This window comes from Bartonella sp. WD16.2, assembly GCF_002022505.1.
Taxonomy (GTDB): Bacteria; Pseudomonadota; Alphaproteobacteria; order Rhizobiales; family Rhizobiaceae; genus Bartonella.
Genome location: NZ_CP019781.1, coordinates 1,282,331 through 1,307,809 on the forward strand (window position 1 = coordinate 1,282,331; position 25,479 = coordinate 1,307,809).

Below are 25,479 nucleotides of genomic sequence, written 5' to 3' on the forward strand. Positions count from 1 at the left end.
AGTACTTTAATGCGACAGGAGTACTATCATGGCAAAAACAAAGAAGTTAGCAATGGAATTACCCAAAGAAGGCCGTTTTATTAGTGCTGAATTTCCTATTACACGTGAAGATCTGATAATTATTGATCAGGCGGTGTCTGATCTTGACGAAAAAGCGGATGGCAAAGCACCTTCACAGCACTCTCATACCATAGACCATGTGTCAGAACTTGAAGATACACTAAGTGGTAAGATGGCTGCAGATAAGACTTTTGCTCTGGTTGATTTAACTGATGTTAAGGGTGCCAACGATGCAGCTGAAAATCATGTTTTATATAAATCAGGTGAGGATCGCTTTGCTTTTGGTGATCCGACATCACTCTTCTATCCGCACCAGCATAAGGCTGAAGATATTATAGATATTGGAAAGTATATAGAAAGCATCAATTTAAATCCACAAGGTTATGGGCGTTTGTCAGGTAAAAACGAATGGGAAGATACGAATGTTTTCAAAGGAAAAGTTAGTATTGAGGAAACTATTGAATTAACTGAAACCTCGTCTTTAACATTGAAACAAAATGATAAAGTGGTGACAAATTTAAGCATAACTGGAAGCTTGCTTAAAGGACCTCTCAAGATTGATGATGAACCTGTTTACACAAAAACGCAATTGGATGAAGCTATGTCAAAAGAAATCGAAAAACTGAAACAATCTTTGACTGATGAAAGCACAGATTGCTCTAAGCTTGCTGATGCTGAATTACTTATTACACAAAGCGGGAAGATTCAGTGGCCAGATTGGGTCACCGATAAAACCAAAGTTGAGATCCAAGCATGGGGCGGCGGCGGTGGTGGGGGTGCAAATAATAATGATTCTCCAGGTGGAGGTGGAGGTGGCAGCGGTTGCATGGTGTGGTATGGCTATAAGTCAAGTCTAAATGGACATGACAATATCATCATTGGTGGTGGTTCTGGAGGATACACAATTATAGGCAATAATTTTATTACAATGGCAGGTGGTGGCCGCGGTTTTTACCCCGATCCAAAGAGTGGAGGAAGTGGTGGATATGGAAGTCTAGGAGGAAACTTTGGTTTGGTAACTGATGAACGCCCCGGTCTTATTAAGGGTTGTAATGGTTATAGCGGAGGGCATGGAGAATATAAACAAAGAAGTGGCTTTGGTGGTGATGCGGGCAATGCCATAAAAGGAGCTACTGGAGCACAGGGCACAGGTATATATTTATCAGGAGCTGGAGGAGTAGGTTATGGTGGTGGTGGCGCTGGTGCTAGGGGAGGTAATGGTTTTGGTGGTAATGGAGCCCATGGTGCTGTCCTTATAAGACTATGGAAAAATTAATTAACGTTCTAAAGATTTTTACAAAGGAGTTTTTATGCAATATGCAGTTGTTGAAAATGGTGTGGTAACTAACATTATTGTTGCATCAGAGGATTATGTTTATCCGTTTGAAGGGGAAGCCATTGCTTCAAATGAAGCACAAATTGGTTGGACTTATAAAGATGGACACTTCTATCCTCTTGTTGAGGAAGAAAAAAACGACTTATCTCTCACTGAAACAACACAACCGGAGTCATCTGTAGAGTCTGTGAAGTAAATCGTATGAAAGAATAAATTCACCTAGGCTATAAGACTTTCAAGAGGAATATTAAATTGTTGGTGCAAATTTTTAATCATACGCAGAGTTAATTTTCTTTTGCCATTTAATATTTCATAAACACGATTTAAACGGCCAATTGCAGGGACTAAATCTTTAGCACTCAAGTTCATTTGTTCCATTCTAAATTTAATTGCTTCAATTGGATGAGGAGGAGAAACAGGAAAATGTTCCGCTTCATAAGCCTCAATTAACAAAACAAGGATCTCCATTTTATCAAATTCTGGAGTATTCATTTCAGGTTGATTGTCAAACATTGCAGATACAATTTCTAATGCTTTTTGATAATCTTCTTCAGTGCGAATGGGTTTAATATTCATTGCTAAAACTCCTTTAATTCTACAGTATTGGCATCAATAGTATCGTATTGTTTATGTGTTCCTATGAACTTTATATAAAGCCAACCTGCTGGATAAAAGATTGATACAATTAAGCGATAGTTATTGCCTTTAATATTAAAAACAACGCGATTATTTTTTAGTATACTCGCGCTTTTATATTTCTCTTTAATATCATGAGGAGAACGCCACTGCGCATTTTTTGCTTCATCTACCCACGCTTTTAAAGGTTGCTCAGCATCAGGATGTTGCACCCAAAAAGTTTGAAGTGTGGAAACTTTAATAATCTTCATAAGGATATCCTGACTTTTTATTGAGAATAGTACCATTTTGGGACTAAGTCAAGATCTTTTAGTAATTTCCCCAAGGCCAAATAGATTTATTTGGCCTTTATTTTTTATCAGCCAATCATTAAAGGAGCACCAAGAATGGCATCAGGATTTTTACACGGTGTTGAAGTCATCGAGAATGACGATGGCACACGCCCTATTGCGCCAATTCAATCAGCAGTTATAGGCATTGTAGGTACAGCACCTAATGCAGATGAGGATATCTTTCCTCTTAATACACCGGTTTTAATATCGGGATCTCGTTCCAAAGCAGCTAAACTCGATAAATACAACACAGGTCAAGGTACACTGCCCAATGCTGTTGATCTGATTTTCAAACAAGCAGGTGCCATTGTTGTTGTGGTGCGCGTAGAAGAAAGCAGAGATGAAAACAAAACATTGACGAATGTTTTAGGTGGTGTCAATGCCAATGGTTCTTACGAAGGTGTCCATGCTTTAATAGGAGCACAATCCATCGTTGGGCAAACGCCACGCATTCTGATTGCTCCTGGTTTTACTCACAAACGCGATGCTGGTGTGTCTGCTATAAGTGTCACAAACGGAGGCAGTGGTTACACTAAGGCTACTGTTACAATAGAAGGCAATGCCAAGGCAAAAGCCAGTGTTTGGGGCGAACAAGTAAAATCCATTAGAGTTGATTATGCTGGCAGTGGTTATGAAGAAGCCCCTCGTGTTACCATTGAAGGTGATGGAGAAGGTGCCACAGCCGAAGCGACAATCAAAAAAATGTCTAATCCCGTAGCAGCAGAGCTAATTGGCATTGCTGAGCGTTTACGCGCTATTGTGGTGATTGATGGACCCAACACAACGGATGAAGAAGCAATCTCAACGAGAGGAGATTTTAATTCCAAACGTGCCATCATAGCTGACCCATTTGTAAGTGTTTTGCGTAATGGAAAGATTTCACAAGAACCAGCAAGTTCAGTAGTTGCTGGTATTATTGCTAAAACAGATTTTACTCACGGTTTTTGGCACTCCCCTTCAAATAAAATAATCAATGGCATTAGTGGTACAGCACGCCCCATTGATTTTGCCATTGGTGACAGTTCTAGTCGTGCTAATCTGCTTAATGAAAAACATATCACAACAATCATTCGTGAGAATGGTTATCGCTTATGGGGTAATCGTACACTTTCATCAGATCCAAAGTTTGCTTTTATATCCGTGGTGAGAACTGCAGATATGATTAACGATGCCATTTTACGTGGGCATATGTGGGCAGTCGATCGAAACATCACAAAAACTTATCTGAGCGATGTGAGTGAAAGCGTCAATGCTTATTTACGTGACTTGAAAGCACAAGGCGCCATTATTGGAGGGCGTTGTTATCCCGATCTAGAGCTTAATACACCAAGCGCCATTGAAAGTGGACAAGTCTATTTCAATGTCGAATTCCAACCAACTACGCCAGCAGAACGTATCACGTTTAGTTCGCGTATTGTCAATGACTATATAGAGGAGATCCTTTAATGATTGCACCCCCATTACCAAGAGCTTTGAAGTATTTTAACATTTACGTTGATGGGATTCCCTATCAAGAAAAATGTGACAGTGTTACTTTACCAAACTTAAACTTCGTTGTTGAAAGTTTTCGTGCAGGTGGCATGGATGCTCCCATTCCTATTGAGATGGGAATGGAAGAGCTCACACTTTCTATGACTGTTGCAGATTGTTCTAAAGAACTTTTAAGGCTTTTGGGTAAACCCAATATTGATATTTCTCTGCGTGGCTCAGCTCAAGCACAAGGCGCATCACCAGAAAGAATTGTAATCTCCATGCGTGGATTTTGCAAAGGCTATGAACCTGGCCAATGGCAGCCTGGTGCTAAGTCTACCACAACGATCAATTATACATTGAATTATTTCAAATATGTTCAAGGTGGAGATGAAATCGTTGAGATTGATATTCCCAACATGGTGAGAAAATTCGATGGTGTTGATCAGTTAAAAGAACATAGAGAAAATTTAGGATTATAAAATGACTACAAAACAAAATAATACTTATAAATTGCTTTTTCCTTTTACATTTGAAGAAGAAAATTATACCGAAATTACCTTCCGTCCCATCAAAACAAAAGACATAAAAGCCATTGATAAAAAGAAACAGGGCATTGATCAGGCAGCTGCTATGATCGCGCGTCTTTCTGGGTGGTCTTATGATGTTGTTGATGAACTGGACGCTCGTGACCTAGCAAATATTTCGGAAATTGTGGAGGATTTTACAGGGCGGCGGGATACCTAACTTGGGAAACTGCCGCTGAACTCATGGCCGATCTTGCTATCGTTTTTCATTGGTCCCTTCCAGAGATGATGGAAATGGAACCTCAAGAGCTCTGGTTTTGGCGCCATAAAGCTGCAGAAAGGTATAAGAAAAAATGAGTAAAACAGTTGCAGATGCTAAGGTGCGATTGACCCTTGAAGACAAGATAACCGCACCCATTAAACGTATTCAAAAACGTTTAACGGACTTATCAAATAAATTAAGATTTCCTCGCCTTATGGCTGCAACACGCAAAATGACAGCAAGCTTAAAAGGGGTCAGCAATGCTCTTGGTAGAGTAACTAACCGTGTTTCTATGTTATCAGGAGCATTGGGCCTTGCTGGTGGTGGTCTTGCTGCAAGCTTAACTGCAGTGACTATGAAAACCATGCATATGGGGGATAGTCTTCACCACGCATCGCGTCATTTAGGTATGAGCGTTAAAGATCTTCAGTTATGGGGTGATGCAGCGGATAATTCAGGTTATTCTGCTGAGAAATTCCAACAATCCCTGGCTGTTTTAAACAGGCGCTCAGCACAAGCTTTAGCTGGACAAAAAAGGGGAATTATGGGGTTTCAAGCACTTGGCATTTCTGTAAAAGATGCCTCTGGAAAGCTTAAATCAAACTCAGACTTGTTAGAAGAAATTACCGATAAGATGAGTAAGATAGACAACCAAGCACAAAGACAACATATTGCTGCCTTGCTTTTTGGTGGTGATGGTAAAGAAATGGCTGCCATGCTCTCACAAGGCATGGAACCTATCAAGGAGTTATTTGCAAAAGCAAAAAAGAGCGGATGGCTTATGGGGGCTGATGTTGCTCACTATGCTGCAGATTTAAGTGATAAGCTCGGGGCTTTTAAGAAAAAACTGGGTGGTGTTGCCACTTTTATTGGGGCACGGTTCATGCCGGTGATCAATGATATGATTGATGCCTTTTCAAAACTGATTGATGAAAACCGTGATCTTATTCAAATAACTGTCGCAAATTGGGCGAGGATTTTAAGAAAAGCTATACAGGATTTATGTGATCCTACTTCTGAATTAAGACAAAATATCACAAATGTTACAGAAAGTATTAAAGGCTGGTTTAAATGGTTAGAACCACTCACTGGTGAAATAACTCTTTTTAAAATAGGTCTTGCAGCCCTTGTGGCCTTCATTGTGGGGCCACTGGTTTCAGCACTTGCTGTGGTTGGTGCAGCGTTTGTTACATTTGGTACAACTATTGTTACCCTTATTATGGGGCCACTTATAACAGCGATTTACACACTTACTACAGCCTTTTTTACATTTGGTACAGCCATTATGACCACACCTGTTGGGTGGATAGCAGCAGCTATTATAGGGCTTATTGCAGCAGGGGTCGCACTTTATGTCTATTGGGATAAAGTCAAGAAAGTGCTTACTATAGCACTCAATAAGATTTGCGATGCTTTTGTTAAGCTGGGTGACTTCATTATGAAGTATACGCTTATCGGTTATGTAATTAATGGCATTAAGAAGCTTGTTGCAACAGCTGTTTGGCTTTACGAAAATTGGGATGAGGTCATGGCCTCCTGCGGGCGGTTATGGAGCTCTCTTGGGGAGACAATTAATCAATTTATTGAATGGTTTTCTAATCTCAGTTTGTTTGAGGCAGGTGCCAGCCTGATTACAGGTCTGTGGGATGGTATCAAAAGCGTATGGGATACTATGACACAATGGCTTTCTGGTGCAGTGCAAAAATTAATGGGTTGGATGCCTGATTTTGTTAAAGACAAGCTAGGATTTAACGTTACAGTTAGCAAAAATACTACCGAGAGTTTAAAGAATCTCACACAAGAGACAAAAACATACGCACAAAAGATTGTTCATTCAACTGTTGTTCCTAACATCCCTCCTGAGCAACGTTATTACACAGATGAGAGATATGTTAATGGTGAAGGTAGGCAACTTTCTGTGGAAGCATTTAAAACGCTTGAACCGATTATGGCACATAAGGAAAATAAGACGACTAATGTTGATGCATCTATTACGATTAGCGGTTTAAACATCAGTGGGGGCAGCGGTTCACCGCAAGATATTAGTGCTGCTATTAAAAAAGCTCTTGCAGATCAAGCTAGACAGCAACGTTTAGCAATTAACTCAAGTTTATCGGATTAAGCGTCATGATGTTAGCATTGGGGGATTTTATTTTTTCCGTTAACACAGCTGCCTATCAAGAACTTGAGATGACTTATGATGTTCCATGGGTAGAGCAAGGACGTCTGGGAAGTAAAGCAGCGTTTCAGTTGCCGGCCATTGCTAATGCCGAATATTCTTTATCAGGCGTGATTTATCCGAATTTTAAGGGTAGTTACGGTCAATTGGATAGATTGCGGAGCATGGCGCATGTAGGGCCACATTTGTTGGTAAGTGGAAAAGGCAAAATTTTCGGTAAATTTGTTATTCTTTCCCTAGATGAAAAACAGAGCTTTTTTCATAAAAACGGTGATCCACGCAAGCAAGAATTCACATTGCAACTAAGAGAATATGGTGGAGATGGGGGCATGTGGTGAGTGATATTTACGTTACCAAAGATGGCGATATGGTTGATGCCATTTGCTGGAGACACTATCCAAAGGGTCAGCAAGCACTGGCTGTTGAGCGTGTTTATGCAACCAACCACAGACTAGCAGATCTTGGACCCATTTTAAAAGCGGGGATCACAATTATTTTACCTTCCCTTCCTCATCCTCAAGCAACACCCGTCATTAGGCTCTGGGGCAGCAAACAATGAAACCTTTCTGCAGGGTGATGTCTAATGGTGAGGATGTCACAAAAGCTTTAATGGATTATGTTCTATCCATTGAAATAACCGATGAAGCAGAAGACAAAAGTGATCGGATCACCATAGAGCTCGATGATCGTGCGCGCATCAGTGATAATGGTTTTTTAGAGATCCCTTTAATTGGAACAGTTATTTCCATAACGCTTGGTTATGAAAATGGTAAAGCACGTGACATGGGATCCTATCTGATTGATGAAATATCTGTCAGCAGTCCACCACAAAGTTTAAGTGTGACAGGGCGTGCAGCTTCTATGAGCACGTCTTACCGAACTCCCAAAAGTCAATCTTATCATCAGATAACCTTGGGCAAGATTATTCAAGAGATAGCAACGCGCAATGGCTATATTCCCGAGGTTGATCCTTCTCTTGCAAAAATTGTCGTGCGTCACATTGATCAAACCGGTGAAAGCGACATGGCTTTTGCATCACGTCTTGCTGCAGAATATGACGCTGTAACAAAATCTATGGATAACAGACTTGTTCTGGCCAAACGTGGTGAAGGCAAGGCTATTACTGGAGAGATGCTCCCTGTGGTCACTATTCATGAAAGGATGTGTAGCTCTTGGGATTTTAAATATAATGCACGCGATGAAGCAGGTGAGGCCCAGGGCTTAACATCGGGTGAAGGGGATGATCAAAAAGCTGCATCAGCAGCACAAAACCCAGAGACCATTGAAGAGTATGATGAAGAAACATCCATTCATATGGATGAATCCCCTTTGCGTTCATTAGCTCGTTCAGAAAAAACACTTAAAAAGCAAGACAAAGTTGAAAAGCAAGAGGAAGAAAAGAAAGGAGGTGTGATAGCAACCTATCATGATTTACGCAGTGGTGAAAAGAAAGAGGTCAAAACCGGTCAAGCGCCTTTTCATGAATTAAAATATACCTACCACAATCAATCAGAAGCCGTTGCTGCTATTGCTGCTTATCGTAATAAATCATCACGGGGTAAAGCGACATTTTCGTGTGATATGGGTGGAGATCCGTTCATTCAAACTGAAATGAAGCTTATTCAAGCACCACCTTTCCGTCCTTACATTCCAGAGCAATGGCGCATTAAAAGTGTCAAACATCGGTTGGATACAGCGGGCGGTTATACAACAAGTATCGAGTGTGAACTGTTTAATGAAGCACAAGAAAATACAGCGCAAAATGTCATAAACACCACACCTGATAAAGATGACACAATAGATGATAACGCCCCGCCTCATGCTTATGATGAAGGTGAAGGTGTTATTCATATGGAAGGGGAAGATACATGACAGAGATTGTACAGAAATTACTCAGTGGTGACTGTAAGGCACGTACACAAGGTCTGGTTAAATCCTTAGCACAAGAGATTGGGTGTGAAGAAGCTGTCGTTGCTGCGATTATTTCTGTGGAGTCAGATGGTAAAGGTTTTGATGATGAACAGCGTGTAAAAGTCCTTTTTGAAAAACATCAGTTTTATAAGAATTTACCTCCTCATAAGCGTAAACAAGCTATTACAGAAGATCTTGCGAGAGAGAAGTGGATCAGCCCTAAAGATGGAGGATATAAAGAACAAAAAACAAACACTCAAGCTTTAAAGTTGCTCATTGCAGCTATGACCATTGATGAAGAAGCTGCCTTAAAATCTGCTTCTTATGGTGCTGGTCAAATTATGGGAAATAACTATGGTATCCTTGGTTGGAATAGTGTTCAAGATTTTGTCACCAGCATGTGTTCGTGTGAAGATGAACAAATAAGAGCGATGTTTTCCTTTTTTAAAGTTCGTGGTCTTGTTTCAAGTTTACGAGACAAAGATTTTGATGCCATTGCACGCGTTTACAATGGCAGTGGTATGGTTAAAGAATATGGCCGACGCATGCGCAATGCTTATTGTGATCTCTCAAAAAAATCAGCAGAGGTTAGTAATTCAGTTCGTGCCAATAGTTTACGACTAGGGTGTAAAGGCTACCGTGTTGAAGGATTACAAAAACGTCTCAATGATCTTGGTTATCCTGTTGCCATTGATAGTGATTATGGACCAGATACACGCAGTGCAATCTTTTCTTTTCAAGCTGATCATAATTTAGAGGTTGATGGTGTTGTTGGTGCAAAAACTCAAGAAGCGCTTGATATAGCCACGCCAATGATTAGTCCTCGCCGTTCTGGTGTAAGCATGGCCGATTTGAGAAAAAAGGGTACAAACATTATTAAAGATGCAGATAAAACTCAAACGGCGGGTTATGGTCTTGCTGCCACTTCAGCTCTCATGGGAGCAGAACAAATGGGAGCATTTGATAGTCTTAAACTCTCTATAGGAAAAATGAGTGCTCTTGTAGAGCCACTTGTTCATATTGGTAAAGCAATCTCAGATCATTGGTGGATAGCTGCTATTTTTATAGGATTGATTATTGTTCTCGTCTCAGATCGTGTCAAAAGAACTTATCTAAAAACTTACAAGAAAGGCAGAGCTATCTAAGTGCAAAAATACCTTACGATTATACTTGATGCATCTGCTGCTCTTTTCGAGATTTTGATGAATGTTTGTCAGATTGGAAAGAAAGTTGAACAGCACAAACAGACTGAGGAAGCTTTAAAGGCAGCAAAAACAAGGTTAAAAATAGAAGATGAGATTAACAAGAAACGTAATGATGATGTACGTGCTGCTCTTTCTGACTGGCTGCGCGACAAATAAACATGCTTCCTCTTGTCTTGGATGGTTGCCTATTTATTTAGACAGACAAGATCTCAATACGATCAGTCCAAACTTAGCACGAAACATTTTAAAACATAATCAGCATGGAAGACATCTATGTGGATGGAAGCATGTTGACACAAGTTCAAGCCGTTCCTGATACAAAATAAAACTGATCCTTTCCCCATTTTACAGGGGAAAGGTATGATTATATTCCTTTAAATTAAGCGGCTTTTGCAACAGGATCTTCTAAAACACGTTTAGCTTCTTCAACAAGTGTTTTATAATGCTTTCCTTCTTCTACTAATTTAAAAGCCTCAACAAGACGCGCTTGGACGGGACCTAAAATATACCAAGCCTTTTCACCAGGCCCCATACTTTCTAAATAATAGTTTTGTAAATCAAATTGAGTATTACGATCATGATCGAGTTGTAATTGACCTTCAAGTTCCATCCAACGATCAATAATCTTAGCACGTAACACTGTACTATAACCTGAGATTAAAATAAGGCATTCACGTTTAGGAAGGTTGTAGCAAGGGCGGCTTTCCCCTTTTTTATCAAAGTAATTACCGACAAAATTAACCACCCCAAATTTGGGGGCGTTAAGTTCTTCAAGCATTTTCTTGATATCACGCATAACATGGTCATGCCTTTTACCGCACAATTTTGCAATTTCACGACTGGATATTGTCAGTGTAGTTTGTGTGTTTTTTACTAAATTGTTCATAATGAACTCCTGTTTGTAACAAACGTTTTTGATTGACACTCAAAAAGAGTGCCGGGTGCTCAAAAACACGGCAAACAGTCCGTCGTTATGCTTTTCCCAATGAGGGTCTTGTATCGCATAACTACACCCGACAAGATCACTATACGCCACACGCATATAATGAGTCAAAGCCTTTAATGTGCAGAGAAAAGATTGTGTCGGCAATCTATCCGCTGTTTGCTTAAGATGTTTTTGAAGCACCTGATTCGCATATATAAATGCTTCCGTGATTTTGTCAAACAAAAAATTCACTACTACTTTTTTATTATTCTTAACCATAGATAGCTCTTTTGCTACACTTAAGGTGAGAGCATAATCCTTAGAAGAACAGCCACTTTGGAGGTTTTCCCCAAAATTGGGGAAAACTATATAATCCTGGTTTTCTACAAAACTATACTTGGTAATATGGCCTTTGATCCAGTTTGTGAAATCATGACCAACTTCCAAAAAAGCACGTAACACTGTACTATAACCTGAGATTAAAATAAGGCATTCACGTTTAGGAAGGTTGTAGCAGTTTTGCGTCTTTTTTTGCTTGTCTAAATAGGTGCCCCCAAATTTGGGGAGACCTCTTTCAGAGTATAATTCTTCAAGCATTTTCTTGATATCACGCATAACATGGTCATGCCTTTTACCGCACAATTTTGCAATTTCACGACTAGACATTGTCAACGTGGTTTGTGTGTTGTTTATTAAATCGTTCATGATGAACTCCTACCGATTAAAGGTTTCTTAATGACACTCAAAAAAAGAGCGCCGGGTGTTAAGAAACACGGTCGATAGTCCGTCGTTATGCTTTCCCCATAAAGGGTATTGTATAGCATAACTACACCCGACAAATCACTATATGCCATACGTATACAATGAGTCAAAGTCTTTAAAACGCGGAGAACTGATTATTTCGGTAACCAATCCGCTATCGATTCAGTGTTTCTTAAGCACCTGATCGCATATATAAATACTTCCGTGATTTTGTCAATAAGTAAAATTCCTATTGTAAATCAGCTTTATCCTTGCGGATCATAGCACGTAAACCATTTAAGGATGTACGTTCAACACGTCCCATTTCGGTATCCTCAATAGCTTGTAATGTTTCCGAATTAGGTTGGAATAAATCAAGTGATAACGCTTGATTCTTAGAAACTTTACGAAGTTCATCAGGAATATGAGATTGGATCCTTCTCATTATGAAATCTCCTACTCATTGAGTAGTACAATATATGACAAACAAAGTCTATGTAAAAATCCTATTCCCTAACCTGATTATTTTATCCCTAACCTTAAAAAAATATCAATAAAACAATATGTTATATGATATAAATTCACGATTCGAATTCAGGTTCCCCAGCCATTTTGATTTAATGATTTTAATTTATGCGTCTTCTTTTCCCGTTTATTAAAGCTATATAATTCTCTATCTCTAAAAACTGTCAAAAATATAAATTTCTGATCGAATCCAAAGTGAAATTCTTAAATACTTGATTTCATGAAAAAAATCTATTAATTTGAAGGACGATTTTTATGAAAAGATTACAATAATAATCTCACAAATATCATATCTATGATATATTTTATAAATAATGAGGGAATACAATTATGAAGCCAGAGACTATTGCTCCTACTATGCATTCTATAACGTTGGCATCAACAACGATAGAAACAATGGAAACCTCTAAAGGTGGATTGAAACCAATACAGAAAATGGTGAAACCTATTCCTATTATCGAACCTATGCCTCATTATCCTCTTTCTGCAAACATCTCCGATATGATGGCGTATATTAATGAGCTTATCTGTCAGAAAACGACAGAACTTGTTACAGAAATTGATCGTGTTTTCTCTTTAGAAAAACATAAAGAGCAAAAAAAACAATCAACTCAGCAAAGTGCAATAATAGAACAAGAAGGATTCTATAAAGCAACAGAAATAGAGAGAGATAACTAACAATCAGGATAGAGTTGGCAAAGTCAAATCATCGTTCATAACGTTAAAATAGGTTTGTGAATATTTTTTTAATCGTTGATGTAACGTTTTGTTATCAACATAATAAAAAATACAAATGTAGCTTCACGGATTATAGTTAAATCCTAGCACTCGGTAATATAGAATAATGATCATTTTCTGGCACGTAATTAATCATGTATACAATATTAGTTTAGTTGTTTTTAACGATATAGTGTAGAATTTCTTGTTGTTTATAAAAAAAGCCTGCTACCTTCTATAACTATAGACTTCACTTAAAGCTGTATTTAGAGCATTTCCTTTTGCCTCGACCTTTAAGAAAGTACTCTTGTCATTATCTCCTGTATACTTCATAGCGACATTAGTTAACAAAGCATGGCCCCGATTAAGATAGACAGCATGCTCTCCTTTAAAAGTCATCTCCCCACCCAGTACCTGTACAGCACCCTCTTTAATGGTCATCCCATTGTAAACATCAGTATAAGTTGGCTTCATCAATACAACCCGTCCACCCCTTATTACATGCAAGCCCTGCCCATGACCATTTCCGTTGATTGTTAGATTTGCTGCAACGACTGCGGCCTTCTTTTTAGAAAGGATCGTTTCCACAGCATTTGTAGTAGTATCCTCTCCGGTAATTTTGATGAAGTCAGCCGTAGGACTATTTCCTTGATAAGTCATTTTGACCACCATTAAAGCAACCTGACCCTGGATAAGATCGATGCCGTGCTTTCCATCAAAGCTTATCTCCCCACCTTCCATACGCACAACCCCCTCTGTAACAGTCATACCATTTTTGACATTGGTAAAGGTTGTATTTTTCAAGACAACCTTTCCGTCCTTTATGACCTTTAAGCCCAGCCCTTTACTTACATTTCCTGAAGTGGAAATTGTTACATTTTCTGCCAAAACTGTTCCCCCTTCGACCCTCATGAAGTTAGCAGTCTTATCACTGCCCGCATAAGTCATATTGACGCTCTTTAAAACAACATTACCCTTTGCAAGATTGATCCCGTAATCTCCTTTAAAAGCAATACCTCCTTTGTCCATAATCACATTCCCCTCTGTAACAATTATACCATTTTTGACATCGGTAAAGTATGTCTCTTTCAACCACGCCGCTCCACTACTTGTTGTCACTTGTACCCCCATTGCTACCCCTGAAACATTCACCCCCTTCATTATTACTTTTCCTCCATACCCCACTTCTACCCCCGTTCCAGTGTTACTAATACCAGATCCTGTAATGGTGAGCTCATTTAACAGGGCATGCCCTAGAACAAGATTGATACCGTAGTCTCCATTAAAAGCAATAGATCCCCGGTTCATCACCAGATTCCCACTTGTCATCCGTATTCCCATTCCAACCTTTGAAATCTCCACCCCCCTCATCATTACTTCTCCTGAGTTACTCACCCCCATCCCTATACTCTTACGACCTTGTCCTGTAATATTGAAACTACTTAACAAAGCCTGTCCCCCACTGAGATAAATGCCGTGCCCTTCTTTAAAAGTAATGCCTCCTTTTTCCATACGTATGGTACTCCTTCCCTCAACAGTCATACCATTTTTGACATTGGTAAAGGTTGTATTTTTCAACCACACTGCTCCCCCCTTTATGACCTTTAAGCCCTGCCCCTTGTCATTTCCTGTGATTGTTACATTTTCTGCCAAAACTGTTCCCCCTTCAACATTGATGAAGTTAGCAGTCTTATCACTGCCCGTATAAGTCATATTAACACCCCTTAAAGCAGCATTCCCCCTTGCAAGATTGATCCCGTAATCTCCATCAAAGCTCATCTCCCCACCTTCCATAAACACATCCCCGTTTTCGATATTCATCCCTTTTGCAACATTTCCCAAATGCGTCTCTTTCAACCATGCCTCTCCCCTCATCACCTCTACCCCCGTTCCAACCTCTGAAATATGTACATTCTCCAACATCACCTTCCCCTCCTCCATCATCACCCCCTTACCCTGCTTTTTCTCTCCTATAATCTGCGTCCCTGTCAAACGAGCATTCACCGATCCCTCCATATATACTCCAGCCCCAGTCCCATCCCCCTTAAACTCAATCTTCGTCCTATCTTTCACCATCAACATCCCATCCCCTATCATAACGATCCCCTTCTCCACCTCTTTTATCGTTCCCCCACTAACCATCACCTTTTTCCCCTCCGCATATACCCCCATACCAACCTGTGAAATATCCACATTGGTCATCGTCATCTTTTCCCCCTCCATCCATACCCCCATACCACTTCTCCCTCCTGTAATCGTTACCTCTGTCAACTCAGTACTCTTCACCAATTTCCCCACCTTCACCCCATACCCATCCCCCATAAAGTGAATTGTCGTCCCACCCTTCACCGTCAGATCCCCTGCCAACACCTCCACCCCCTTCCAAACCCCTTTTATCGACCCTCCCTTCACCGTCACCCTTCCTTCCCCCCCCGCATATACCCCGTACCCTGCTTTCCCTCCCGTAATCACCGTCCCCGTCAACTCAGCACTCTTTACCGATCCCCTCACATACACCCCATACCCCCGCGTAAAACTAATTGTCGTATTATCCTCCACCTTGAGCATCCCATTCCCTAACATAGCTATCCCCGTTTGCACCTCTTTTATCGACCCTCCTGTGATTGTCAGATTCCCTGCCTTCACCTCCACCCCCATTTGTACATTTGAAATATTCACCTTATCCATCGTCATCATTTTCCCCATCGCCCACACCCCGTACCCACTTCCATCTCCCGTAATCTGCGTCCCCATCAAACGAGCACTCTTCACCGATCCGCCCACTCTCACCCCATACCCCGCCTTAAAACTAATTGTCGAGCTCCCCTTTATCTCTAACATCTCACCCTCTAACATATTCACCCCCATTACGACCCCTGAAATACCCACCTTATCCAACGTCATCGTCACCTTTTTCCCCTCCGCATATATCCCCGTACCCTTTCCCTGATCACCTCCCTTAATCGTCACCTTTGTCAACTCAGCACTTGTCACCGATGCTCCCACCTTCACCCCATAGTCCCCCGTAAAATTAATTGTCGAATTTCCACTCTCCCCAAGCACCTCTAACGTCCCACTTTCCACCTCTATCCCCGTTTGCACCCCTGAAATATCCACCTTATCCATCGTCACCTCTCCCCTCATCACATATACCCCCTTCTCAACCCCTGAAATACGTACATCCTCCATCATCATCGTTTTGCCCCCCGCATACACCCCCGTACCCTTTCCTTCTCCCACAATCGTCACCCTTGTCAACTGAGTACTCGTCACCGATCCTCCCACCTTCACCCCATGCGTCCCCTTAAACTCAATCCTCGTCCCATCCTCCACCTTCAACTCCCCACTTCCAGACATATCTATCCCCATTTGTACATTTGTTATCTCCCCTCCTGTCACCGTCAGATCCCCTGCCTTCACTTCTACCCCCGTACCTTTTCCATCATCTCCCCTAATCGTCACCCCTGTCAAACTAACCGTCACATCCCCCCACACGCCTATCCCATGCGTCCCCTTAAACTCAATCCTCGTCCCATCCTCCACCGTCAACGTCCCCTTCCCCGCCATATCTATCCCCGTTAGCACATTTGTTATCGACCCTCCCTTCACTGTCAGATTCCCCCCCTCTGCATGTACCCCCGTACCCGTACCTTTTCCATCATTTCCCCTAATCGTCACCCCTGTCAACTGAGTACTCTGCACCGATCCTCCCACCTTCACCCCATGCGTCCCCTTAAACTCAATCCTCGTCCCATCCTCCACCGTCAACGTCCCACTTCCCGCCATATCTATCCCCATTTGCACATTTGTTATCGACCCTCCCTTCACTGTCAGATTCCCCCCCTCTGCATGTACCCCCGTACCCGTACCTTTTCCATCATTTCCCCTAATCGTCACCCCTGTCAACTGAGTACTCTGCACCGCTGTTCCCACCTTCACCCCGTGCCCATCCTTAAACTGAATCTCTGTCCCACTCACCGTCAACGTCCCACTTCCAGACATATCTATCCCCGTTAGCACATTTGTTATCGACCCTCCCTTCACTGTCAGATTCCCTGCCCCCGCATACACCCCCATACCCTTTCCATCTCCCCTAATCATCACCCCTGTCAAAGTAGCACTTGTCACCGCTGTTCCCACCTTCACCCCATGTGTCCCCGTAAACTCAATCCTCGTCCCATCCTTCACCACCAACGTCCCCTTTTCCATATCTATCCCCGTTTGCACCTCTCTTATCCACCCTCCTATTATCGTCAACGCCCCATTCCCTGTCACCTTTACCCCCACTTGTACCTGTGAAATATTCACACTAGTCATCGTCACATTTCCCGTCCCCTCCGCAGTTACCCCCGTACCACCCCCATTTCCCGTAATCACCGTCCCCATCAACTCAGCCGTCACATTATTTTGTATCTTCACCCCATATCCATCCGTAAAACTAATTGTCGTCCCCTCCTTTATCACCAATTTCTTACCCCCCTCCATATTTATCCCCCACTTCACCCCTTTTATCGACCCCCCTGTGATCGTCAGATCCCCTGCCTTCATCTCTACCCCCAATCGTACATTTGAAATATCCACACTGCTCATCGTCACCTTTTTCCCCTCCGCATATACCCCCTTACCCGTACCCTGACTACTTCCACTTCCTTTAATCGTCACCATTGTCAACTCAGCACTTGTCGCCGTCCCCGACACCTTCACCCCATACCCATTCCCCGTAAACTCAACCGTCCCCATATTCATCACCAACTGCCCTGCCACCGCATCCACCCCCGTTTGTACCTGTGAAATATTGACACTGGTCAACGTCATCGTCCCCGAGCTCCTCATCTCCACCCCCGTTCCACTTCCCGTAATCTTCACCTCTGTCAATTTAGCCGTCGCATTATCCCTCACATGCACCCCATAATCCCCCTTAAACTCAATCGACCCCTCTGTCATCACCAACGTCCCACTCTCCTGCACCCTCACCCCCTGACTCCCTCCCGTAACCGTCACCCCTGTCAATTTAGCCGTCCCACCCCCCTCCATCCACACCCCCGTCCCATTCTCTCCCTCAATCGTCCCCCCATTCATCTCCAACCTCCCACTCCCATCCACCTTCACCCCATAGGTCTTCCCTTCAATCGACCCTTCTGTTACCTTCAGTATCCCCTTTGTCACCTGCACCCCTGTTTTGAAATTTGAAACATTCACCGTATTCAACGTGACTGTCCCCGAGCTATCCATCTTCACCCCCGTACCCGTACTCACAGCTCCCCCACTTCCCGTAATTGATCCCCCCGTCATAGTAGCACTCCCTCCTGTTATATTAAGCCCCGTCCCATACATCCCCGTAACCGTAATCCCCACCCTTGTCAAATCAGCCGTCGCACTTCCCGACACCTTCACCCCCGTCCCATTCTCCGTAACCGTAATCGTCGACGTACCATTTATCACCAACTGCCCCTTTATCGCCTCCACCCCTGTTTTGAAATTTGAAATATTCACATTGGTCAACGTGACTGTCTCCGAACTCTCCATCTTCACCCCCGTACCCGTACTCACAGCTCCCCCAGTTCCCTTAATCGTCACATCTGTCAACTTCGCACTCGTCACTTGATCCCCCACCTTCACCCCCGTCCCATCATTTGTAACCGTAATCGTCGACGTACCATTTATCACCAACTGCCCCTTTATCGCCTCCACCCCTTTTGCAAATTCCGAAATCTTCACACTGGTCAACGTGACTGTCCCCGAGCTATCCACCCCCGTACCCTGATTTCCACCCCCTCCCGTAATCGTCCCCTCAAGCACCTTCAGCGTCCCACCCTCTGTTACCTTTGCCCCTGTTGTGACCTGCATCAACTTCACCATATTCATCATCAACGTCCCACTTGATACCTCAGCCCCTGTTACTGTCGTTCCCTCACTCCCCTTAATAGTCAGATTCATCACATCAGCCTTCCCCGAGCCCTCCATCTTCACCACCGTACTCCCACCCCCACTTCCCGTAACATTTATAGTACCCCCTCCACTTACAGTAGCTTCTGCACTACCCTTAATCTTTATCGCTTCTGTCACCCTCTCAAAATTAACTGTCGTTCCCTTCCTCATCTCCACCTCTCCCCCTGTTTCACTCACCTCTATCCCCGTTACCTTAGTCGTAGCTCCCACACCCCCACTAATAATCAGACTCCCCCCATTACTCCCCACCCTTTTATCAAAAACAATCCTCCCCTCATTCTTCACCTCAATCATAACCCTCCCCTCCCCATTCCTTGCTCCAATCGCATCCTTCAACCCAAATGTCCCCCCATTTACCGTAATCACAGACCCTGAACCATCAACCTCCATTACCTTCTGCACATTTGTAATACTAACATTCTCCTTCAACGTCAGCCTCGCCCCCTGTTCCACCCTAATCGCCGATTTATCACTCCTATCACCATTTTTAACCGTCAGCTTATCATCTCCTATCGTAATATCTGTATTCGGCCCTATTATCTTTATAGCCTCATCATCACCCTCATTAGGGTCACTCATATCTATTGTTCTCACACCAGTCAGCGTCCTTGTCTTAATCCCACTATCACACACAATCTTCCCCTCCCTCTTATCATGATGCCTCGCTAAAACCTGACTATCCTCAACCCAACCCATACAATTTTGTTGTGCTTGAGCATATACTTTCTGAGATGTAATAAGAGCCAACCCAGCCACAATAGCCGTTGAGAGGACACATAAACAAACATGATGTTTTAAGACACGACGCATAACCATAACCCTACATCCTCTTTAAACCAATCCGATTAAAAGAGACAAACTGTTCATAAAAAAAGATAAAAACAAAATCATTCCTGAACGGCTTACCACAAACCTAAACGCCCCCCCTTAAACCCCCTTACAAAAAAACATAAAACATTAACAAAAGGCTCTCTAATAAATGCGCCAAAACACAAAGCCTAAAACAAAAAGACTACACCTATAAAACACAAACCGTAAAACAAACTCGCCTAAAAATTACGCGATAAATCATACACAAAAACAAAAAAACCGTACGTTCAAAAATTCCATGATTAAAACACTATCATACTCAGAAAAGGTAGAATCCAGCTACCTGCATGCATTTATAAAGTATCAACATGACTTTCATATTGCCTTACTCACATCAACCATTCATTCCTCAAATGCTGTGCAACAAACCTTCAACTTTCCTGAAATTACTCAACCGTATATACATTATCAAAACTTGACATTTTTATTCTTCTCCAATGCTTCTTCTATAGATATAAACCATAAACTTCGTCGAGAAATTGATACTTCTAAGATTAACAAAAAGTGCTACATACTCTTTGACAACGTCTATTTCAATTAAAACTGTCGTAAAACTATTGGCCACTTCTTTAATTTAGCATACCGAAAAACAAAGGCCACAACACCACGCTCTCTATCAAAAAATAACTAAAATTACTGTTTTAACAAATATCACAAACGTAATGGCATAAAGTATTTCGCAAACCACACAATTTCTCGGTAAATAAGACATCTTCAACATCTTATATATGCACCGCTTCTCGTGACAAAAGTTGGTGTAATATTTCAGATTCTTTAAATATGACTAGCTCTTATATCTCATCAGCATTCTTGATAGAAAATCCCATATCACAAATAAACTGTACTTTATTTGATATAAAAAACAACAGCATGTAAACCAAATCTATTACTGCTAACCATTCTAACCCTCCTGGATATCATCCGCTTTAGATAAGAGACCGCATCTGATGCAACAACACAAATACTATTTTGAGATAATACCCTTCCTCATCGTAATTCCTCGCGTACTGCATTACTTATATAGCCTTTAGAAAACTCTTTCTGAATCAAAAGCTCATCATAATTAGGCCAGTAAGGAAGAGACTACATTCTACAATCCCAAAAAACTGAATCTGAGAAACTTATCACCCATAGGATCTTCATATCGATTTATTGTTTGAACTAAATAATCTATAGATAGAATATTCGAGATGTAATTCTCCGCGTTTTTCCACTCAATCGTGCCACGCAAGTACCCTCCAAACGAATAAAAAATCAGACTTAATAAAACAGTATGCCATTATTTAAATAGAAGATTGATGTAGTTTCGCGTGTATTCTTTTCATTACTTTTTTAGTAACTAAAAATCGTGTTAATTACCGATCAATGTTTGAATTTATCCAAACGCATTTGCGTGTCTTGGGTTTAGGAAGAAAAATATGCTTTCTGATGATTTTTGTTACAATTTTAGCCAACTCAAACTAAAAAAGCGTACATCTACTTGAGATGAACGCTGTGATATTTTTTACAAATGAGATAAGAAATTAAATCTATGTATAGCTTTTTATAGCCTAAAATTAACTTTTTCTTATAACAAAAATCAAAAAAAACTTTCAAGATTAAAGAAATAATTGCTAAATTTCTTCTTGAAAAAATCTATTTGCTTTAAGTATTTTTAAAATTATAGAATTTCCCTGTAAACCTATTGATTACAAAAAATGAATGGATATTTTAAAATATAATAAGTTTTATTAAAAACGAATAATCAAAGATTGATGAAAATTTCTCAATACATTTTGCTAAAATATGATATTAAAATTTTTAAAAACCCGTTTCTATTCGATTATAAACTAATTGCGTGAACGCATAAATTTGCCCTCCAACAAAAGGAGCTGTCAACGCTAAAACAAGAAAAATAATAATGATTTTTGGAATAAATGTCAGGGTCATTTCCTGCACTTGTGTTAACGCCTGAAATAACGCAATAAAAATTCCTATAGACATAGCAGCAAGAACTGCTGGACCACTGGCAATTAAAATGGTCCATATAGCAGCAGTTACCATATCAATAGCATCAGCTTCATTCATACTTCAGCCTCAACATGAGATTGATCATTATTTGAATCAGGTTTACTACCCATTACCGTAATACCCGGACCTATAAGTACTTTTTCATTATTATCTAATGTCGCAACCATACCATCAGTATAGATATTAACGGATTCAACATATCCTTCAATTACCTTACCATCAGCATCCTCGAATTGAATATATTTTCCAACATATCCTTCTGCTCCATTAATAGAACCATTTGAAAGTATTTGATCAAGTTTATCATTTGTTTTTATAGTTTGTTCAACAACTGAAAAACTTGCTAATTGTGCTACAAATTCTGTTGAATCCATAGGATTGGTTGGATCTTGATTGTTCATCTGTGCTACCAACAATTTCACAAACGTATCAAAATCTGTTTCTTTCTTAGCTTCAATAACATCTTGTCTTCCACTATCTCTGCGGAGAAAACTTTCAAGATTACCACTACCAACCACACCTAACGTCATATCACACCTCGCTAACTTGTCTAACTTCTCTTGTGTTTGCACTTGTTAAAGGCATTTTTCCCATAATCTGCGCTTCTCTTGGAAATAAACCACGAATAACTTTCAACACTTCAAAAATCTTATTTTGCTCGGTTAAATAGATACATTCTTTCAACCCTTCTAAAAGATCACTATCCGTAAAAGTTTGAAGCAATTTTTTTAACAATTCAACAAAAACTGCCGATGCCTGTTCAGCTTCTCCTGGATTAATCAACATAAGTTGAGCAGAAAAATAAAGTTGTTTAAGTGGTGTATCAGTATCTTCAACTTGCAAAACATGCCCCTCTAAAAGAAAAGTCGCATCATTGAGCAATTCAAAAGTCACTTTACGATCTACACGTAAAACTGCACCATTAAGAAAAATTTTTTCATTCGGCTTTAATGTCAAATACATTATCTGCCTCCTCACTCACACATCTCTGGATTAGCGGAAAGACCATCGCGGATAGATTCTGAAATCTCAACGAGAACATCAAAATCAGCAGTTTTTCCCTCATCTAATTTCTGAATTTCCTTTAAAATAAAAAAACCAATAGAGATAAGAGATGCCTTTAATTCTGGTGGTAAAGCATTTTCAGCCTGTCCAAGATCTTCAATAAGAATGATCCAAAGCTTCCGAGCAAACTGAACTGCTTCATTAACCTCATGTGAACCAGGACCTTTTGCCTTTGCGTCCAAAAGAAGTTTAATGCAACGATCAAACAAAGACCGTTCACGCTCACGTGCGCTCATCGCATCATCTTCCATGACATCTTCATATCGCATTTGGTACATCAAATAACTGCACCTCTTATCTTAAATAATTAACAAGACTTAACTGGCTTATCCGCCCTGTTAAAGTATAAGAAAGATTTAACATCGCTTCTAACGTTTGAACTTTCTGAATAGCCTCTACTGAATCAACACCAATCAAATCAATCTTTGCATTCATGAGAAGATTTGTTTGAATCTCAATTCGTTGTGTAGCCGTTTTTACTCTTGCCTCAGCACTCCCTATTCTGGAAGCTATAACAATAATTTCACTAACAGAACTACTTGTAGATGTTTGATCAGTAGAAGTTCGCGCCTTTGAATATAGACTTTCTTGCGCATCTTTTGACAAACCAATATCACCAAATTCTGCCACCAAAATCATACTTTTCAAGGCATCGCGAAATCCTTTTTCATTAGCACTCGCTGCAACATTGACTGTTTCACCATTCGATGAAATACGCTTTTCAATAGAGCCATCTTGAGCATTTGAAAAAATTTTGGTAAAATTTTCTTCATCAAATAAACTACTAAACGGCCCATCAATAAATTCTTCCATCTCTTCACTGGTAAGATCTTCTGGTTTTCTACCACCCAGAAATTCATCAAATGTATCTTTTACGACTTTACTAGGCCCCGTTTCACCACCAATTTTATAAAAATTCAATGGTGGTTCACTAGTATTAGTCCCACCAAATACATATTCACCATTATAATTGGTATTTAAAGCAGAAATAAATGCATTCAAAGAATTCTGTGCAACTGCTTGTATCACAGATGGCGTTGTATTTCCTGGATCGCCCACAAGCATATTATTAAAAAGAGTTAATGCTCCTGGTGCAGCTACTTCATCACCGGATGAAATCAAACTGTGTATTGCAGCTTGCATAGAGGACATTCTTAACATTGCCAATTTATTGGTATTACTAAAACCTTCAAGATAACTCATTTGGCTTTCAATATTCACCAAACGTCCCGTTCTGCGCCCTAATGTAAGACCTGGATCATACAGTTTTCCGGTAGTCGCTTCATAGCTTGCTTGCATTAATTCAGATTGCCCATTAGCAATTACATCACGCCGTGCATTACTTAAAACATATGTTGAAACTGATGGAACTCTCATTTCATACCTACCGAATTGCTATCATAAGATCGTCTAACATTTTACCAACTGTACTAATAATACGCGTAGTGGCTGCATATGTCTGTTCTAATTGTAACATTAACACCATTTCATCATCTGTATTTACACCCGTTCCGTTGGATAATGCTTCAGATGCATGTAAAAACATTGTGCTGTGATATTTTGCGTCTTTATCTGCATCTGAACGTAACCCTTCAAGCCAACCAATTGAATTTTTACCAAAATCCATAATAGATTGTTCGGGAGACAAACCTGTATCTGCTCCAAATGGCCGCTTTTGATCAAAAGCATCCACTAACGATTGAAGATCCTCACCAAAATGTTCTGGGCCACCACCTTCTGTATTACTATCAAATACAGAATTAAGCCGTATTCGCCCTGCCAACCCCTCAATAGGACCAACAACACCATCTGGCTGATTATCATCTAAAAACAAGGAAGGAGGCCCTGGAAACATTTGCATCAAAGCATTTGCCATCTCGTCCAACTGTTTTTGATATTGTGGTGCTATTTCATCACGTATCCTCAACAATCCACCAAGATTGCCACCTCCATTAGGCTCAACAAAAGATGGATGACCTAATGGCACGCCATCAACAAAGACTTGCTTTCCTGCAACACCAGCTGGCAAGGAGCTGCTCGATTGAAATGTTACCTCCCGCGGAGTCTTATCATATAAAGTGCTGCCATCCATACCATAAATGGTCATACTCCCATCAGAATGATACACTGTATTAATGCCAATTTCTTGAGATAAAGCTTTTAAAACTGCATCTCTCTGATCCATATAGATGCTATCATCCCGCCCCGCGTTTCTTTCTCGAACTACATGTTGATCAAGCTCATGAAACTGTCGCAATAGATCGTTAATATGATCAACAGAGTCTTGAATGTCGCTATCCGCATCATTGCGTAGTTTTTCGATTTCACGATTGCCTTCATTTAAACTGTAAACCAAATCACGTGCACGATCAACGGCCGCATCTCCTGCAGAACGCTGTTGTGGATCATTCGCATAAGTTTGCAATGCTTTTTGAAAATCGCCAAGCAATTGTGAAGGTGCCCGTGAAAATTCATCCACCCCATAAATGTTAGACAAGCGATTAAGCCCGTTAGCGATACTGCCAGCAACAGCAGCTTGACTTGATTTGACCAAATAATTATTCAATAAATGAATGTCACCGTCACGACGAACCATAAGATGAATAGAACCTCTTGGCCCTGATTCTATATATGAGGTTCGTCGGACATAGTTTGGGTCCTGAGCGCCAACTACATTTTGCGAAACAATACCCAATTGACCTGTAGTCGCCTTAAGAGAGTTTCGTGCTGTATTAATTGTTGAGTTAAACGCCATAATT

At 40.8% G+C, this 25,479-nt stretch carries 24 protein-coding genes and 1 pseudogene; 13 read left to right on the plus strand and 12 right to left on the minus strand.

Annotated elements, in window-relative coordinates; genetic code table 11:
* Positions 1-28: 28 nt before the first annotated feature.
* Positions 29-1,336: a Bgr_08870 family protein gene (locus BWD162_RS05555; RefSeq protein ID WP_078705767.1), complete on the plus strand. Its 1,308-nt coding sequence runs from the start codon at positions 29-31 to the stop codon at positions 1,334-1,336.
* Between the two features lie 34 nt (positions 1,337-1,370).
* On the plus strand, positions 1,371-1,592 hold the full coding sequence (locus tag BWD162_RS05560; protein WP_078705768.1) for a hypothetical protein: 222 nt from the start codon (positions 1,371-1,373) through the stop codon (positions 1,590-1,592).
* A gap of 23 nt (positions 1,593-1,615) precedes the next feature.
* Here the strand turns inward: BWD162_RS05560 and BWD162_RS05565 are convergent, their stop codons facing one another.
* Together BWD162_RS05565 and BWD162_RS05570 are read right to left on the minus strand one after the other, a co-directional pair.
* A complete protein-coding gene (locus tag BWD162_RS05565; RefSeq protein WP_078705769.1) occupies positions 1,616-1,972 on the minus strand; it encodes a helix-turn-helix domain-containing protein in 357 nt (118 codons plus the stop codon).
* Between the two features lie 2 nt (positions 1,973-1,974).
* Positions 1,975-2,283: a type II toxin-antitoxin system HigB family toxin gene (locus tag BWD162_RS05570; protein WP_194284855.1), complete on the minus strand. Its 309-nt coding sequence runs from the start codon at positions 2,281-2,283 to the stop codon at positions 1,975-1,977.
* Positions 2,284-2,418: 135 nt separating this feature from the next.
* Between BWD162_RS05570 and BWD162_RS05575 the strand changes: the two genes are divergently transcribed.
* The 10 genes from BWD162_RS05575 to BWD162_RS05620 are packed head-to-tail and all read left to right on the plus strand — an operon-like array spanning position 2,419 to position 10,074.
* Positions 2,419-3,810, plus strand: coding sequence for a phage tail sheath C-terminal domain-containing protein (locus BWD162_RS05575; RefSeq protein WP_078705770.1), 1,392 nt, complete (start codon positions 2,419-2,421; stop codon positions 3,808-3,810).
* Positions 3,810-4,316, plus strand: coding sequence for a phage major tail tube protein (locus BWD162_RS05580; protein WP_078705771.1), 507 nt, complete (start codon positions 3,810-3,812; stop codon positions 4,314-4,316). The genes BWD162_RS05575 and BWD162_RS05580 overlap by 1 nt, the downstream gene beginning before the upstream one ends.
* Position 4,317: 1 nt before the next feature.
* Positions 4,318-4,581: a phage tail assembly protein gene (locus BWD162_RS05585; RefSeq protein WP_078705772.1), complete on the plus strand. Its 264-nt coding sequence runs from the start codon at positions 4,318-4,320 to the stop codon at positions 4,579-4,581.
* Between the two features lie 23 nt (positions 4,582-4,604).
* Positions 4,605-4,718 (plus strand): GpE family phage tail protein, encoded by a 114-nt coding sequence (locus tag BWD162_RS05590; protein ID WP_078705773.1) that lies wholly within the window; start codon positions 4,605-4,607, stop codon positions 4,716-4,718.
* Positions 4,715-6,745 (plus strand): phage tail tape measure protein, encoded by a 2,031-nt coding sequence (locus BWD162_RS05595; RefSeq protein ID WP_078705774.1) that lies wholly within the window; start codon positions 4,715-4,717, stop codon positions 6,743-6,745. The genes BWD162_RS05590 and BWD162_RS05595 overlap by 4 nt, the downstream gene beginning before the upstream one ends.
* A 5-nt stretch (positions 6,746-6,750) precedes the next feature.
* Positions 6,751-7,140 carry a phage tail protein gene (locus BWD162_RS05600; RefSeq protein ID WP_078663277.1) on the plus strand — a complete coding sequence of 130 codons (390 nt, stop codon included), beginning with the start codon at positions 6,751-6,753 and terminating at the stop codon, positions 7,138-7,140.
* Positions 7,137-7,361, plus strand: a complete 225-nt coding sequence (locus BWD162_RS05605) for a tail protein X (RefSeq protein WP_078663278.1) — start codon at positions 7,137-7,139, stop codon at positions 7,359-7,361. The genes BWD162_RS05600 and BWD162_RS05605 overlap by 4 nt, the downstream gene beginning before the upstream one ends.
* Positions 7,358-8,674, plus strand: a complete 1,317-nt coding sequence (locus BWD162_RS05610; RefSeq protein WP_078705775.1) for a contractile injection system protein, VgrG/Pvc8 family — start codon at positions 7,358-7,360, stop codon at positions 8,672-8,674. Before BWD162_RS05605 ends, BWD162_RS05610 begins: the two co-directional genes overlap by 4 nt.
* Positions 8,671-9,858 carry an N-acetylmuramidase domain-containing protein gene (locus tag BWD162_RS05615; protein ID WP_078705776.1) on the plus strand — a complete coding sequence of 396 codons (1,188 nt, stop codon included), beginning with the start codon at positions 8,671-8,673 and terminating at the stop codon, positions 9,856-9,858. The genes BWD162_RS05610 and BWD162_RS05615 overlap by 4 nt, the downstream gene beginning before the upstream one ends.
* Positions 9,859-10,074 carry a hypothetical protein gene (locus tag BWD162_RS05620; RefSeq protein WP_153300999.1) on the plus strand — a complete coding sequence of 72 codons (216 nt, stop codon included), beginning with the start codon at positions 9,859-9,861 and terminating at the stop codon, positions 10,072-10,074.
* 436 nt (positions 10,075-10,510) lie between these two features.
* Here the strand turns inward: BWD162_RS05620 and BWD162_RS07695 are convergent.
* The 3 genes and pseudogenes from BWD162_RS07695 to BWD162_RS05645 all read right to left on the minus strand — a co-directional run.
* Positions 10,511-10,804: pseudogene (locus BWD162_RS07695) on the minus strand (Rha family transcriptional regulator); the annotation flags it as partial.
* A 39-nt stretch (positions 10,805-10,843) separates the two neighbouring features.
* The gene (locus BWD162_RS07700; protein WP_236824107.1) at positions 10,844-11,548 is read right to left on the minus strand and encodes an antA/AntB antirepressor family protein; all 705 of its coding nucleotides are present in this window, start codon (positions 11,546-11,548) and stop codon (positions 10,844-10,846) included.
* Positions 11,549-11,834: 286 nt separating this feature from the next.
* On the minus strand, positions 11,835-12,029 hold the full coding sequence (locus tag BWD162_RS05645) for a damage-inducible protein (protein WP_078705779.1): 195 nt from the start codon (positions 12,027-12,029) through the stop codon (positions 11,835-11,837).
* Between the two features lie 410 nt (positions 12,030-12,439).
* Here BWD162_RS05645 and BWD162_RS05650 point away from each other — a divergent pair, with 410 nt between their 5' ends.
* Positions 12,440-12,787 (plus strand): hypothetical protein, encoded by a 348-nt coding sequence (locus tag BWD162_RS05650; protein WP_078705780.1) that lies wholly within the window; start codon positions 12,440-12,442, stop codon positions 12,785-12,787.
* Positions 12,788-13,054: 267 nt separating this feature from the next.
* Here BWD162_RS05650 and BWD162_RS05655 read toward each other — a convergent pair whose 3' ends face one another.
* From BWD162_RS05655 to flgK, 7 genes are all read right to left on the minus strand, one after another.
* A complete protein-coding gene (locus BWD162_RS05655; protein ID WP_078705781.1) occupies positions 13,055-19,591 on the minus strand; it encodes a right-handed parallel beta-helix repeat-containing protein in 6,537 nt (2,178 codons plus the stop codon).
* A gap of 1,854 nt (positions 19,592-21,445) precedes the next feature.
* Positions 21,446-21,712: a flagellar biosynthesis protein FliQ gene (gene fliQ / locus BWD162_RS05660; protein ID WP_078705782.1), complete on the minus strand. Its 267-nt coding sequence runs from the start codon at positions 21,710-21,712 to the stop codon at positions 21,446-21,448.
* Positions 21,709-22,185 carry a flagellar hook assembly protein FlgD gene (gene flgD, locus BWD162_RS05665; protein ID WP_078705783.1) on the minus strand — a complete coding sequence of 159 codons (477 nt, stop codon included), beginning with the start codon at positions 22,183-22,185 and terminating at the stop codon, positions 21,709-21,711. Before flgD ends, fliQ begins: the two co-directional genes overlap by 4 nt.
* A gap of 1 nt (position 22,186) precedes the next feature.
* Positions 22,187-22,618, minus strand: a complete 432-nt coding sequence (gene flbT / locus BWD162_RS05670) for a flagellar biosynthesis repressor FlbT (RefSeq protein WP_078705784.1) — start codon at positions 22,616-22,618, stop codon at positions 22,187-22,189.
* 11 nt (positions 22,619-22,629) lie between these two features.
* Entirely contained in the window at positions 22,630-22,998 is a 369-nt protein-coding gene (gene flaF, locus BWD162_RS05675) for a flagellar biosynthesis regulator FlaF (protein ID WP_078705785.1), read from the minus strand.
* Positions 22,999-23,014: 16 nt separating this feature from the next.
* Positions 23,015-24,097, minus strand: coding sequence for a flagellar hook-associated family protein (locus BWD162_RS05680; RefSeq protein WP_078705786.1), 1,083 nt, complete (start codon positions 24,095-24,097; stop codon positions 23,015-23,017).
* 7 nt (positions 24,098-24,104) lie between these two features.
* Entirely contained in the window at positions 24,105-25,475 is a 1,371-nt protein-coding gene (gene flgK, locus BWD162_RS05685; protein WP_078705787.1) for a flagellar hook-associated protein FlgK, read from the minus strand.
* Positions 25,476-25,479: the final 4 nt, after the last annotated feature.

Excerpts from the sequence above, each read along its gene's own strand:
- BWD162_RS05555 (WP_078705767.1), top strand. The coding sequence starts at position 29 with ATGGCAAAAACAAAGAAGTTAGCAATGGAATTACCCAAAGAAGGCCGT.
- BWD162_RS05560 (WP_078705768.1), top strand. The coding sequence starts at position 1,371 with ATGCAATATGCAGTTGTTGAAAATGGTGTGGTAACTAACATTATTGTT.
- BWD162_RS05565 (WP_078705769.1), bottom strand. The coding sequence starts at position 1,972 with ATGAATATTAAACCCATTCGCACTGAAGAAGATTATCAAAAAGCATTA.
- BWD162_RS05570 (WP_194284855.1), bottom strand. The coding sequence starts at position 2,283 with ATGAAGATTATTAAAGTTTCCACACTTCAAACTTTTTGGGTGCAACAT.
- BWD162_RS05575 (WP_078705770.1), top strand. The coding sequence starts at position 2,419 with ATGGCATCAGGATTTTTACACGGTGTTGAAGTCATCGAGAATGACGAT.
- BWD162_RS05580 (WP_078705771.1), top strand. The coding sequence starts at position 3,810 with ATGATTGCACCCCCATTACCAAGAGCTTTGAAGTATTTTAACATTTAC.
- BWD162_RS05585 (WP_078705772.1), top strand. The coding sequence starts at position 4,318 with ATGACTACAAAACAAAATAATACTTATAAATTGCTTTTTCCTTTTACA.
- BWD162_RS05590 (WP_078705773.1), top strand. The coding sequence starts at position 4,605 with ATGGCCGATCTTGCTATCGTTTTTCATTGGTCCCTTCCAGAGATGATG.
- BWD162_RS05595 (WP_078705774.1), top strand. The coding sequence starts at position 4,715 with ATGAGTAAAACAGTTGCAGATGCTAAGGTGCGATTGACCCTTGAAGAC.
- BWD162_RS05600 (WP_078663277.1), top strand. The coding sequence starts at position 6,751 with ATGATGTTAGCATTGGGGGATTTTATTTTTTCCGTTAACACAGCTGCC.
- BWD162_RS05610 (WP_078705775.1), top strand. The coding sequence starts at position 7,358 with ATGAAACCTTTCTGCAGGGTGATGTCTAATGGTGAGGATGTCACAAAA.
- BWD162_RS05615 (WP_078705776.1), top strand. The coding sequence starts at position 8,671 with ATGACAGAGATTGTACAGAAATTACTCAGTGGTGACTGTAAGGCACGT.
- BWD162_RS07700 (WP_236824107.1), bottom strand. The coding sequence starts at position 11,548 with ATGAACGATTTAATAAACAACACACAAACCACGTTGACAATGTCTAGT.
- BWD162_RS05645 (WP_078705779.1), bottom strand. The coding sequence starts at position 12,029 with ATGAGAAGGATCCAATCTCATATTCCTGATGAACTTCGTAAAGTTTCT.
- BWD162_RS05650 (WP_078705780.1), top strand. The coding sequence starts at position 12,440 with ATGAAGCCAGAGACTATTGCTCCTACTATGCATTCTATAACGTTGGCA.
- BWD162_RS05655 (WP_078705781.1), bottom strand. The coding sequence starts at position 19,591 with ATGGTTATGCGTCGTGTCTTAAAACATCATGTTTGTTTATGTGTCCTC.
- fliQ (WP_078705782.1), bottom strand. The coding sequence starts at position 21,712 with ATGAATGAAGCTGATGCTATTGATATGGTAACTGCTGCTATATGGACC.
- flgD (WP_078705783.1), bottom strand. The coding sequence starts at position 22,185 with ATGACGTTAGGTGTGGTTGGTAGTGGTAATCTTGAAAGTTTTCTCCGC.
- flbT (WP_078705784.1), bottom strand. The coding sequence starts at position 22,618 with ATGTATTTGACATTAAAGCCGAATGAAAAAATTTTTCTTAATGGTGCA.
- flaF (WP_078705785.1), bottom strand. The coding sequence starts at position 22,998 with ATGTACCAAATGCGATATGAAGATGTCATGGAAGATGATGCGATGAGC.
- BWD162_RS05680 (WP_078705786.1), bottom strand. The coding sequence starts at position 24,097 with ATGAGAGTTCCATCAGTTTCAACATATGTTTTAAGTAATGCACGGCGT.
- flgK (WP_078705787.1), bottom strand. The coding sequence starts at position 25,475 with ATGGCGTTTAACTCAACAATTAATACAGCACGAAACTCTCTTAAGGCG.